This window comes from Phocicoccus schoeneichii, assembly GCF_014635565.1.
GTDB classification, from domain to species: Bacteria; Bacillota; Bacilli; order Staphylococcales; family Salinicoccaceae; genus Phocicoccus; species Phocicoccus schoeneichii.
Genome location: NZ_BMDB01000001.1, coordinates 194,182 through 207,746, shown reverse-complemented (window position 1 = coordinate 207,746; position 13,565 = coordinate 194,182). Strand labels below are relative to the sequence as shown.

9 protein-coding genes are annotated in these 13,565 nt (G+C 38.7%); 3 read left to right on the top strand and 6 right to left on the bottom strand.

All coding sequences use genetic code 11. The features are described from left to right. The first annotated feature begins 27 nt into the window (after positions 1–27). Entirely contained in the window at positions 28–1,005 is a 978-nt protein-coding gene (locus IEU51_RS01140; RefSeq protein ID WP_186088061.1) for a DUF1002 domain-containing protein, read from the top strand. Positions 1,006–1,049: 44 nt separating this feature from the next. Here the strand turns inward: IEU51_RS01140 and brnQ are convergent, their stop codons facing one another. The 4 genes from brnQ to parE all read right to left on the bottom strand — a co-directional run bounded on the left by brnQ (position 1,050) and on the right by parE (position 8,155). Then, positions 1,050–2,369, bottom strand: a complete 1,320-nt coding sequence (gene brnQ, locus IEU51_RS01135) for a branched-chain amino acid transport system II carrier protein (protein WP_186088063.1) — start codon at positions 2,367–2,369, stop codon at positions 1,050–1,052. Positions 2,370–2,839: 470 nt separating this feature from the next. Next, a complete protein-coding gene (locus IEU51_RS01130) occupies positions 2,840–3,751 on the bottom strand; it encodes an alanine:cation symporter family protein (RefSeq protein ID WP_268234182.1) in 912 nt (303 codons plus the stop codon). Positions 3,752–3,765: 14 nt separating this feature from the next. Next, the gene (gene parC, locus IEU51_RS01125) at positions 3,766–6,180 is read right to left on the bottom strand and encodes a DNA topoisomerase IV subunit A (RefSeq protein WP_186088394.1); all 2,415 of its coding nucleotides are present in this window, start codon (positions 6,178–6,180) and stop codon (positions 3,766–3,768) included. After that, complete coding sequence (gene parE, locus IEU51_RS01120; protein ID WP_229713779.1) at positions 6,173–8,155, bottom strand: DNA topoisomerase IV subunit B; 1,983 nt, start codon at positions 8,153–8,155, stop codon at positions 6,173–6,175. The genes parC and parE overlap by 8 nt, the downstream gene beginning before the upstream one ends. A 195-nt stretch (positions 8,156–8,350) precedes the next feature. Here parE and plsY point away from each other — a divergent pair, with 195 nt between their 5' ends. After that, positions 8,351–8,959 carry a glycerol-3-phosphate 1-O-acyltransferase PlsY gene (gene plsY / locus IEU51_RS01115; RefSeq protein WP_229713777.1) on the top strand — a complete coding sequence of 203 codons (609 nt, stop codon included), beginning with the start codon at positions 8,351–8,353 and terminating at the stop codon, positions 8,957–8,959. A gap of 199 nt (positions 8,960–9,158) precedes the next feature. Here the strand turns inward: plsY and IEU51_RS01110 are convergent, their stop codons facing one another. Further along, entirely contained in the window at positions 9,159–10,145 is a 987-nt protein-coding gene (locus IEU51_RS01110; RefSeq protein ID WP_188349254.1) for a nuclease-related domain-containing protein, read from the bottom strand. A 115-nt stretch (positions 10,146–10,260) separates the two neighbouring features. Further along, positions 10,261–12,954: an aconitate hydratase AcnA gene (gene acnA, locus IEU51_RS01105; protein ID WP_186088072.1), complete on the bottom strand. Its 2,694-nt coding sequence runs from the start codon at positions 12,952–12,954 to the stop codon at positions 10,261–10,263. 223 nt (positions 12,955–13,177) lie between these two features. On the opposite strand from acnA, the gene mscL reads away from it, so the two are divergent. Beyond that, complete coding sequence (mscL, locus tag IEU51_RS01100; RefSeq protein WP_186088074.1) at positions 13,178–13,555, top strand: large conductance mechanosensitive channel protein MscL; 378 nt, start codon at positions 13,178–13,180, stop codon at positions 13,553–13,555. Positions 13,556–13,565: the final 10 nt, after the last annotated feature.

Here is a 13,565-nt window from a genome sequence, read left to right as displayed (position 1 = left end):
CACATAAGAGAGAAAGGAAAAACGCTTATGAAAAAATTATTATATGTGCTGATGGCTGTATTTACACTATCGTTATTTACGAATAATAAAACAGAAGCAGCAGCTGTATGGGACGAAGCCGTAACAATTTACGGTGCCGGACTAGAATACGATGAAGAAACAAGAAATTCAGTAGCAAAACTTTTAAACGCTACAGATAAAGACAAGACAGATTATGTATATGGACAAGATACAGAACGATATATCGGTGTGAGATACGATGACACCATCCTGTTCTCAAGTATTAGAATCATCGAGAAAACAAGTGGTGGTTTAAATATCAATATCAATGAAACTCAAGGAGAAATTACACAAATCTCTAAAGAAACATATCAAAACGCACTGCTTACTGCAGGAATCACAGATGCAGACGTAACTATTGCAGCACCACATGACGTTACTGGAGAATCCGCATTAACAGGTATTTATAAAGCATATGAAGTTCAAGGTGAGCCGATCCCTGAAGATAGAACACGAAATGCTCAAGATGAACTTCACACAATCACAGATATTACTGATGAGAACGCAAATAAAGAAGGATATTCGCAAGAACAGTTAAACAAAGCAATCACAGAAATTAAAATTACTGTCATCAACATCATAAACGAAGGTACAGACATCACTGAAGATGATGTACGCAAAATTGTCGATGAAAAACTTGCAGAAAACGGTCTTGAAGATGTTGTAACTGAAGACCAAAAGAATAGAATCATTATTCTGATCATGAACATTAAAGACTCTGGTGTATTCACAGGAGAAACTGCAGAAAAGATTTTAGATAGCGGTAAATCATTCATTGGAGACATCACTTCAAGCGATGCATATAAAGACGCGAAAGAAAAAGCAAAAGAACTTGGTAAAGATATCAAAGACTATGCTAACTCTGAAGAAGGACAAGGAATTTGGAACTCAATCAAATCATTCTTCCAAAAAATTGTGGATGCGATTGTAGGTTTGTTTAAATAAAATAATCCCGGTAGTGCACAAGTGCACTCCGGGATTTTTTATATTTATGGATTCTCCTCTATGTCATCAATTGGCTTGTTCTTAAGTATATCTATTCCATAACCAATCAAAGCGGCAAGAAAAGCGGGAAGCACCCAGCCGAGTCCTTGTTCGAAGAAAGGAGTGATATCGAGTAGACTGGTGAAGAATTCCAGTTCTAACCCGATGCTAGAGAGTGCCTCATACAGTGCATAAAAAGCGGTCACAGCTACCGCCAACTGGAACATTGTTTTGCTTTTTCTAGTCACATGCTCTAACAAACTAAGTACAATCAGAACAATCGCAATGGGATATATGAAACTCAATAAAGGCACTGCTACAAGCAGGATCATATTTAAACCTAAGTTAGATACGAGTAATCCGATGATGACAAAAATAGTAACATAGTTTGAATAAGACAACTTTGGATAAATTTCGTTAAAAAAACTTGAGCAGGCATTAATGAGTCCGACGCATGTCGTGAGACATGCGAGCATGACGATAAGACCAAACAAAATATTGCCGCTCGTAACGAATAAGATATCTGATGCATATGTTAATATTTCAGCTCCGTTTTTAAAGTTAGTCTCCCCTGGGATCACACGACCAATCCAACCTAATGAAAAATAAACCGCAACGAGACCTGTACCGGCTACAAGAGCAGAGACAAGTGTGCCCTTGACAAGCTCGCTTTTGGATACTGCATCTTTATCTTTCAATGCATTGATGATAACAATTCCGAATGCCAAGGCCGCGACCGCGTCCATTGTGAAATATCCTTCCAGGATTCCGGTAAAGAAAGGCGATGAGGCGTACTTTTCAGAAACTGGTGAAGAAACGTTCTCAAACGACAGAAATGATTGGATGACAAGCACAGCTAAAACAAGCAGTAAAAGAGGCGTCAGATATTGACCAATGCGATTCACAATTTTCTTTGGATTTAAACTAATTAAATATGTAATAGTGAAAAATATCAGTGAAAATACAAAGATACCCCAACTGTCATCAATATTAAACATTTGATTGAACCCTAATTCATAAGCGACGCTCGAAGCACGGGGAATGCCATAAAAAGCACCAATAGAAAGGTAGATTATGATTGCAAAGACAATACCAAAAAAGTAATGCACACGGCTTCCCATGGAGATTAAGCCATTATCTTCCAGTGCTACAGCCATAACGGCCATAAACGGTAACAGAACACCAGTGATGAGAAAACCAGTAATCGCAGGTCCAAAATTATCCCCGGATTCAGAGCCTAACAGAGGCGGGAAAATAAGATTACCAGCGCCGAAAAATAAAGAAAAAAGCATAAATCCTATAAATAAAACATTGAATCGTTTCACTATAAAGCCTCCAAAATGTTTTAAAATAATTACAGTATTCAATTTTTATAAATACTGTGAGTGTTGACACACTTAGAATCCGCCCTGTTTTTCACTCAAGACGTGAAAAAATATACTGTCCTCAGCAGACAAGACAAAGAAATTACTCATTTACAGGTACAGTACACAACGATATAAGACAAACACCGATTTTATTGCAACTTCTCGATTATAGTACAAATTATCGTCTAAAACAGCGCAAAATATCATATACTATGATTAAAAAAGTTAATTAATAAAAAAGGATGGGGTTAAAGTATTCCCCATCCCTTTCCATTTATTTCACTAGATTATTACAGTTATTTTAATATGTCTCATCATCCTTTTGTTTATTACTAAGTCCCTAATTATCAAATACTACACTCATTAAAAAACTGCCCCCGCTATGCGATTAAGGGCAGTTTTTAAATATCCTAAAATTCAAATCTACTTTACTTATCCTCTTTTGGACTATATTTACGATAATCCTCATCCCCCCACTCATTGTCTTCAGGCAATGGGTAAGTGATATTTTTCGTATAAAAAATCGGAGAGTCTCCTCTGTCTTTTTGTGCGTTATAATCTCTCATCAGCTCAAACACTAATGGACTCAGTGCGACAACCATCATTAAGTTGATAATCGCAAGGACGGCCATAAAGAGGTCGGCCAGCGTCCACACTAACTGAACACCGAGTATGGCACCGAAGCTTAAGTCTGTATACATCAATATCACAATCGCCGTTGCTGTACATACGATAATCGTATCGAAGTAGACACCTAGCGACTGGATCAGTCCTTGCTGAACTGGATGACGGACGGCAGCTGACGCTGCAGCGTTCGGCGCTGAGCCCATACCTGCTTCATTTGATAATAGTTCGCGTTGGAAGCCGTTTATAATGGCAGCACCAATCGCTCCTCCGGATGCTTCTTCAAATCCGAAGGCATTCATTACAATCGTCTGCAACATCGGCAGTATCATATCGTAGTTCATGACTAATACGACTATCACCAAGATTAAGTATAACGCTGCCATAACCGGAACGATGACTGTTGCTACCTTAGCTATTGATTTCGCGCCACCAAAAATGACTAGCCCGACAAGAATCGCAACAATAATACCGCTCACCGTCGTATTCACTCTGAAAGCTTCATCATAGGCATTGGCAATCGTGTTAGACTGCAACATCACAAAAACAATTCCAAACGTAATCGTCATCAGTACCGCAAATAGGTAGCCGATCCCTTTTTGATTGAGTCCTTTTGTCATATAGTAGGCAGGTCCGCCTCGGAAGCCAGATTCTTTATCGCGTACTTTATACACCTGGGCGAGCATTGCTTCAAAGAAAGCGGTCGCTGCATCTATCCTATATATATTGTTTATATGATGCTGAAGTGCACGCTTGTTATCACACCGAACGTGTCTTCATCGACGACAAAAGAGCCGTTGGCATATTTTCCGCTGAGTCGTACTTCATTGGCACGTAGGGTGTGAGTGTTTCTTTCCGACATCATTTCTACAACCGTGTCTTCTCCTAAAGCAATTACTGACACTGCAACAATTCTATGAGGTTTTGACTTAATATCTTTATATAGCATAGAACCAACTTGTGCTCTTGCGCCTGTTTCAAATATATCAAGGTTCGTGCGTTTGACCGCGCCTCTGTTCGATACAGTCACGAGATTGCCTTCTATAGGAATACGTTCCCCGAAGACTAATTTATCATCCGCTTTAAGATTAATTGCCTTAACGCCTTGTGACTTCAACCCTGTCTGTGATACTTCTCTTACCGGATACTTAAGGGTTAATCCTTTTTCTGTAACGAAGAGCAAAGTGTCATTGTCTGAATTTGACATAGAGATGCCGATGACTTCGTCATCATTTTTAAGTTTAATATTAACAATTGGTCGTGAAATACGTGTCGCTTCAAATCTGCTGAGAGCGGTCTGTTTCACTTGGCCATGTTTAGTTGCCATCACAACACGGATATTTTTATCGAATTTCTCGACTGTCGTTGCAAATATCGGTTCTTCTCCATGCTTTAAATTAAAACGGGACGATAAATGCTGCCCCACATCTTTCCATCTAATATCCTCAAGACTGTGAACCGGAATAATCATATAGTTTCCATAGTTCGTAAAGACGAGCAGTTGCTCTAATGTATGTGACATACCAATAAAGAGTGGATTATCCCCTTCGCGCATACCAAGCTCATGAGGACTTGATGCATTGTAACTCCGGAGACTCGTGCGTTTAACATATCCTTCCTTTGTCAGTGTCACTACTGTATCTTCTTTTGCGATCAGCATTTCTTTAGATACATCTAGTGATTCGATTTTGTCTTCGATATCTGTTCTACGTGCTGTAGTAAATTCTTTTTTTACATTTTTGAGTTCACGCTTGATGACAGACATCAGTTTTTTATCGTTTGATAAAATTTCTTTTAGCTGATTGATTTCATACTCGAGTTCGCTGTGTTCTGTTTCAAGCTCAACAATATCTGTATTCGTTAAACGATACAGTTGAAGCATAACAATCGCTTCAGCTTGAGCTTCAGTGAAGTCAAATGCAGCAATTAAGTTTTCTTTTGCATCTTTTTTGTTTTGTGATTCTCTGATGATGCGGATCACTTCATCGAGTACGGATAACGCACGAATCAAACCTTCGATGATATGCATGCGTTTTTCTGCGTGATTTAACATGTATTTAGAACGACGCGTGACCACATCTTTTTGATGAGCAACATAAGCGTTTAAAATTGCTTTTAGACCAAGAAGTTTTGGTGCACGCTCATCGATCGCAACCATGTTGAAGTTATAAGACACTTGCAGGTCCGTCTTCATGAGTAAGTACGACTGAATCGCATGGATGTTCGCATCTTTACGCACCTCAATCACTATGCGGAGACCTTCTCTATCTGTTTCGTCACGCACTTCAATCATACCGTCTACTTTTTTGTCGAAGATGATTTCATCGATTTTCTTAACGAGGTTTGCTTTGTTCACTTCGAATGGAATTTCTTCGATGATGATGAGCTGTTTATTTCCTCTCGCATCTTCGACACGCAATCTAGAACGGACAATGACACGCCCTTTTCCTGTCTCATACGCTTTTTTAAGCTCTTTTTTACCTTGGATAATACCTCCAGTTGGGAAATCTGGTCCAGGCATGATTTCTAGAAGTTCATCTAGAGACACGCTCGGTTTATCGATTAATTTTAATGTTGCTTCAATCACTTCACCAAGATTATGTGGGGGGATATCCGTTGCGTATCCAGCAGAAATCCCTGTCGTACCGTTAACAAGTAAGTTTGGGAATTTCGCTGGAAGCACCGTAGGCTCTACCTCTGTATCATCGAAGTTGTTGATAAAATCAACAGTCTCTTTGTTAATATCATCTAATAGAAGACCAGATAACTTAGAGAGTTTTGCTTCTGTATAACGCATCGCTGCTGCTGGGTCTCCGTCCACCGAACCTTTGTTACCATGAATTAAAATTAATTCTTCACGCATTTTCCAGTCCTGCCCGAGACGTACCATTGCGTCATAGATACTTGATTCACCATGTGGGTGGTAGTTACCAATTACGTTACCAACTGTTTTCGCAGACTTTCTGAAGTTTTTATCGAATGTATTTCCATCTTTATACATTGCAAATAAAATTCTGCGCTGTACTGGTTTTAATCCGTCACGTACGTCAGGAATCGCACGATCTTGGATGACGTATTTACTATATCTACCAAAGCGATCTCCAATTACATCTTCAAGTTTTAGTTGTTGAATTTGATCATGCATCATGTAACTCTTCCTCGCTTTCATCAATTACGTCCATATTTCTGTCTAGCATTGATTTTTCATCTTCTAGCGTGAAGCTCACGTTTGATTCAATCCAATTACGACGAATTTCAACGTTGTCACCCATTAAAGTTGTTACACGTTTAGATGACAGTGCATCGTCGTCAATTAAGACTTGAACAAGCGTACGTGTCTCTGGGTTCATCGTCGTATCCCAAAGTTGTCCTGCCATCATTTCCCCTAGACCTTTGTAGCGTTGAAGTTCTACACCTTTACCCAGTTTCTCGCGTTCAACTTCTAACTCTTCTTCCGTCCAGACATATTTTACAATGGTCTTTTTGTTTTGTTTCTTCTTTAACTGGAATAATGGAGGCATCGCGATGTAAATTTTTCCAGCTTCAAATAAAGGTCGCATGTAATTGAAAAAGAATGTGAGAAGTAAGACTTGAATGTGCGCACCATCGGTGTCGGCATCCGTCATGATGATGACCTTGTCATAGTTAACGTCTTCAATCTTAAATTCATTTCCAACACCCGCACCAATTGTGTGAATGATTGTGTTGATCTCTTCATTTTTAAATATGTCTTCAAAACGTGCACGCTCTGTATTGATGACTTTACCGCGTAGTGGCAAGATTGCTTGGAATTTACGGTCACGTCCGAGTTTTGCCGAACCACCTGCTGAGTCCCCTTCTACAAGGAATAACTCATTCTTTTTCGCATTTTTACTTTGAGCAGGTGTCAGCTTACCAGAAAGCAACGTACTCGCACGTTTATTCTTTTTACCTGTACGTGCCTCTTCACGTGCTTTTCGGGCAGCCTCTCTTACCTGACGTGCTTTCAGCGCCTTTTTAACGAGTTGTGAAGATAAAACCCCGTTCTCTTCTAGAATGTATGGCAAGTTTTCAGCTAAGACGCTGTCTAAAAGTTGTCTCGCTTCAGGGGTACCTAGTTTACTTTTAGTTTGACCCTCAAATTGTAAGAGATCCTCTGGGATTTTAACCGATATGATTGCTGTCAATCCTTCTCTGATGTCGTTTCCGTCGAGGTTCTTGTCTTTATCTTTTAATTCACCAATCTTACGTGCGTACTCATTAAAGATACGTGTGAATGATGTTTTGAATCCAACTTCATGTGTCCCACCGTCTTTTGTGCGGACATTGTTTACGAAACTCATAATCGTTTCAGAATATTGATCGTTGTACTGGAAGGCAACATCTAGTTTCATTTCATTGTACTCTCCAGAAAATGACACGATGTTACCAATCGCGTCTTTACCTTCGTTCAGAAACTTAATAAATGCACTGAGTCCTTCTTCATAATGGAACGTTTCAGTGTTGCCAGTACGCGCGTCATTAATAGTCACTTTCAGTACTTTTTCTAAGAACGCAGACTCTCGCATACGTTCTAGAATTGTTTCAAAATTAAAGAAAGTCCCTGATTTAAATATTTTAGGGTCAGGTTTAAACGTAACTTCAGTTCCTGATTGATTTGTATTACCAATAACTTTAAGTGGTTTATCGAGCTTGCCGCCATCTTTAAATGCTATCTCTAACTTTTTACCATCTCTGTAAATCGTTACTCTCAACCATTCAGAAAGTGCGTTAACAACTGAAGCACCCACACCATGAAGTCCTCCGGATGTTTTATAACCACCAGCACCAAACTTCCCACCTGCGTGCAACACAGTAAAGATAATTTCGGGCGTTGGTTTACCGCTCTTATGCATACCTGTTGGTAATCCACGCCCATTATCACGAATAGTAATACTTTCATCTTTATTGATTGTTATATTGATTTCGTTACCATATCCATTGATGATTTCATCTACAGCATTATCTGTAATCTCATAAACTAAATGATGAAGCCCACGAGAATCAGTAGACCCGATATACATACCGGGTCTTTTTCTAACTGCATCTAGACCTTCTAGAATTTGAATCGAATCATCAGAATAGCCTTCTACTTTAGTCAAAAAGGTTCCTCCTACAAACGTACGTTCGTTATTATTCATCTCTTATATATTTTATAGAAATCTTGAAAAAATGCAAATTGAAAATGGAAAAGCTAAGAGTTTACATAATTATATTACAGTTAACTTATAATAAATAAATGACAAACTCGGAATATATGGTAAAATATTAGTACCTACTACTAAATGAGGTGTCTCATGTTAATTACAAATATAGTACTGTTCGCGTTTAGCTACTTGATTGGTTCCATACCTTTCGCTCTCATTATAGGTAAATTGTTTTATAATACAGACATTCGAGCGCACGGTAGTGGTAACGTCGGTACATCTAACACGTTTAGAATACTCGGAAAAAAAGCAGGAATTATTGTTTTAATCTGTGACCTATTTAAAGGCGCAATTCCAGTTTGGATCGCCCTACTCTTAGGTTCAGATATCCCTGTTCTATTTTTCGGTTTAGTTGCAGCGATTGGACATGTATACTCAATCTTCCTTAAATTTAAAGGAGGAAAAGCAGTTGCAACAGGAGGCGGAGCAATACTCGCATACGCACCACTTGTTTTTATCATCCTGCTCGCAACTTTCCTCATCGTGCTGTACACATCTAAATACGTCAGCCTCGCATCAGTATCCGCATCAATCGTGTTTTTAATCGTATCACTGATAACGAGAGACGTACCATTGATCATTGTCGCAGTCGTACTCGCAGTAGTGATTAGTGTTAAACACATATCAAATATGAAACGCATAAAGCTTGGAACCGAGCCAAAAGTCAGTTTCCTAACCAAAAAACGAGAAGTTAAGTGATGCGCTTAACTTCTTTTTTGTTTAAGTTTTTATATGATTAGATCCAATATAACCTAAGCTATTGTGTGTTTTGGACAATCAAAGAACAATTAGAATGTGGTTGTCCGAATAGACACGCCATTTGGACAACCGCTCAACTTTATAAACACGGTTGACCAAATACGACTATTTCAATTTTTATTTAAATATCTACGGAGTACTACTCTTCATACAAGAAGTGCCTGCCTCTTGTCGTACCTTTTGAGTCAAAGTTTCTACCTAAGATTCGAGTGATGGTTCTTTTCGATATCTCCCCATCCACCCAATAATAAATCTCCGTAGCTGTGAGTGTTCTGTCTGGAAATACTGCAATGAAGTGTTCGGTCATTCTCATGATTGCGGATTCGTTGTTTTCATCTGCACCGCATGTTTCGCACATGACTTTCATTCGCGTTGTACTTTTCATCCATCCGCCACACTCGCAGGTGATTCCTTTTGCTAATGTGTCGTATTCCACAACAATCGGCTGCTCATACTTGGATTTCACTAATCTGCGCCGCATCAACTTCTCGAAAATGCCCTGATGATAATCGCCGAGCGTACATCGTTTCTGATTCAACTGCTTAATAAAATAAGGAAATGTTGTGTGGTAAACGCTAGGCATCGAAATTGTGTCTCCATACAAATAAAACTCTTCATTCGGGAATACAATTTTCTCACTAATCGACAGTCGAATCCCCTCTTCTTTAAAAAGTTGCGTCAACAACATCTTCGCCCGCTCCACCTGACTAAACGGCGACTTCACGAGTCGTTCTCCACTAGCCGCAAAGTACATCTCCTTGTTTTCTACACGATATAGACCCGCATAGTTTTTGACTTCAATTAGCACACATTCGTTCTGAAAGATGAGAAGTAAGTCAATTTGGCACTCCATGTCATTAGCCTCAAACAAATAATCTTGCACAATAATCGGTTCAACTTTTAAATTATTGAGAATTTTATTAAGAGCCAACTCTTCACCGTGATTACCGATAACTACTCGCTTAAATTCAAGAGCTAATTCTGTTTCATTTTTACATCTAATGTTCAGAGCTTCTAATGCAATTTTGTATCTGTTTTTTATCTTAAAAATCGCAAACTCCTCCTTGTCGACTAAAATATATCGAGGCCAAAAATTTAATGCAACTTTTAAGATAAAAACATACAACCTTTATAATAAGATTTCACTCGAAAAAAAGTAAACGAGTCATTTACACATATATATAGTAATAGACTAAAAAACCTTCCAAAACGTAAGTTTTGAAAGGTCTTATACGCGCTAATTATTCTGCTAATTTACCACGGAGTACCATTTGTAAGATACCACCGTTTCTGTAGTAATCAATTTCTACACCTGAGTCGAAACGTACTTTTGCTTCAAACTCTACTTTAGAACCGTCATCTTTAGTTGCTGTTACTGTTACAACACTACCAGGTTTTACTTTAGAATCTACTGGAATGTCGAATGATTCAGTTCCATCTAAACCATAGTCGTCAGCGCTCTTACCGTTTACGAATTGTAATGGTAACACACCCATCATAACTAGGTTTGAGCGGTGAATTCTTTCGTAAGATGCTGCAATAACTGCTTTAACACCTAATAGGTTTGTACCTTTAGCTGCCCAGTCGCGGCTTGATCCCATTCCATAGTCATCTCCAGCTAATACAACGAGTCCAGTGTTGTCCTCTTTGTATTTCATAGCTGCATCGTAGATGCTCATTACTTCACCCGTTGGCCAGTAAGTTGTGTAACCACCTTCAGTGCCAGGAGCAATTTGGTTACGAATACGGATGTTCGCGAATGTACCACGCACCATTACTTCGTGGTTACCACGGCGTGAACCGTATGAGTTAAAGTCACGTGGACTTACTCCTTGTTCGATTAACCATTTACCTGCTGGTGTATCTTTACCAATCGCACCTGCTGGTGAGATGTGGTCTGTTGTTACAGAGTCTCCAAATTTACCTAACACTCTTAGGCCGTTTAATGGCTCAACATCGTCAATCTCTTTAGATAAGTCTTCGAAGAATGTTGGGTTTTGGATGTACGTTGATTTCGGATCGAAATCGTAAAGTGGTGCATCTGTAACTTTGATGTTGTTCCAAGTTTCGTTTGAATCGAATACTGTTTCGTATTCTTTTCTGAATAACTCCGGAGTTACTGTTTCGTGTACAACGTCACGCACTTCTTGAATTGTTGGCCAGATGTCTTTCATATAAACATCGTTGCCGTCTTTATCTTTTCCAAGTGGTTCAGTTTTAAGATCAATATCCACAGTTCCAGCTAACGCATATGCAACAACTAATTGTGGTGATGCTAGGTAGTTTGCTTTCACTAATGGGTGGATACGTCCTTCGAAGTTACGGTTACCTGAAAGTACACTTGATACAAGCATATCGTTATCCACAATTGCTTTCGTTACTTCATCTCTAAGTGGACCTGAGTTACCAATACATGTTGTACAACCATAACCGACTAAGTTGAATCCAAGTTCATCAAGATACTTTTGAAGACCAGAATCTTCTAAGTAACCAGTTACTACTTTAGAACCTGGTGCAAGTGATGTTTTCACATACTCGGGAACTGTTAGTCCTTTTTCAACTGCTTTTTTAGCTACGAGTCCTGCACCTAACATTACGTATGGGTTAGATGTATTTGTACAAGATGTGATTGCAGCGATCACAAGGTCTCCTGTTTTAAGTTCACCTTTTTTACCGTCAACATATTTAACATCCACTTTTTTATCGAATTCAGAAGCATCTAATCCGTGACCATGGTTCCCACTCTCACGAGTTACTGACGCACGGTATTCTTCTTTCATGTTAGATAAAGTAATTAAATCCTGTGGACGCTTCGGACCTGCTAATGATGGTTCTACAGTTGATAAGTCAAGTTCTAGAACTTCAGTATATGTTGGTTCAACGTCTGGATTAAAGAACATGTCGTTTGCTTTTAGATATTCTCTCACGCGGCTAACATGATCTTCACTTCTACCAGTCAATGTCATGTATGATAATGTTTCTTCATCTACTGGGAAGAATCCACAAGTTGCACCGTATTCAGGTGCCATGTTCGCGATAGTCGCTCTATCTGCGAGTGGTAATTCTGTTACACCTTTACCGAAGAATTCTACGAATTTACCAACTACACCGTGTGAACGTAACATTTCAGTTACACGTAGTGCTAAGTCAGTTGCTGTCGCTCCTTCTGGTAATGAGTTCTTTAATCTAACACCGATAACGTCTGGTACTGGGAAGTATGATGGTTGTCCGAGCATGCCTGCTTCCGCTTCGATACCCCCTACACCCCAACCGAGTACTCCTAAACCGTTAATCATTGTAGTATGTGAGTCTGTACCTACTAATGAGTCTGGGAAAAGAATGTCATCTCTATCATGTACAACGCTCGCAAGGTACTCTAAGTTAACTTGGTGCACGATACCAGTTGCTGGTGGCACTGCTTGATAGTTATCAAATGCTTTTGTCGCCCATCTTAAGAATTCGTAACGTTCGTTGTTACGTGCAAATTCTAAGTCCATGTTTTTTTGTAGTGCAGCGTGGTTACCGTATGCATCTACTTGTACTGAGTGGTCAATTACTAAGTCCACTGGTACTTCTGGGTTAATCTTTTGAACGTCACCGTTTTGAGCGTCCATTGCTTTACGAAGTGATGCTAAGTCCACTACTGCTGGTACACCGGTAAAATCTTGTAAAATTACGCGTGAAGGTTTAAAAGGAACTTCTTCTCCTGCATAATCTCCTTTGTCCCAATTTGCTAATGCCTCGATATGGCTGTCTTGTATTGCGTGTCCGTCATATTGACGAAGTACTGATTCTAGTAATACTCGAATAGAATATGGTAATTTTTCAGTTTTACTATATCCTTTTTCTTCTAAAGATTTTAAACTATAAAACTTCTTTTTCTGTCCATTAAGCTCTAAAGTGTCTTCAGATACTTTCTGTAAATTTTTAGCCAATTCTCTTCCCCCCATAATTCTCTTATATCCATTGTATCTGTTTTCATAGATTTTTAAAATATATCCAATTATACAAACTTCGTATAGTTAAACATAAGTAATTCTTAACCTCTATGAATATAGCGATAATTATTAGTTAATTAAGACATAAATATTACAAAATTGTAATCATATGCTTACTCATGTAGTATAATTAGGTAACTTTAGGAAGGGAGAAAATATCATGATTAAAGAATTCAAAGAATTTATTATGCGTGGGAACGTCCTTGACTTAGCTGTAGCAGTAGTTATTGGTGCTGCTTTCGGTAAAATCGTGGATAGTTTAGTTGCGAACATCATCATGCCAGGGATTGCTCTAATTTTTGGCGATACAGATTTCGCTTCAAACTGGGCGTACAAAGGCATTACGTATGGTGTATTCATCCAATCAATTATCGACTTCATAATTATCGGTTTTGCTGTATTTATGTTTGTTAAAATTGTGAACAAAGTGACTCGTGGCGCATTTGTTGAAAAAGAAGAAGAAGAAATTGATGAAGCACTTGAAACGCTTAAAGAAATCCGTGATCAATTAAAACTCCAAAATAATAGAGAGCTATAATTGAAAAAAG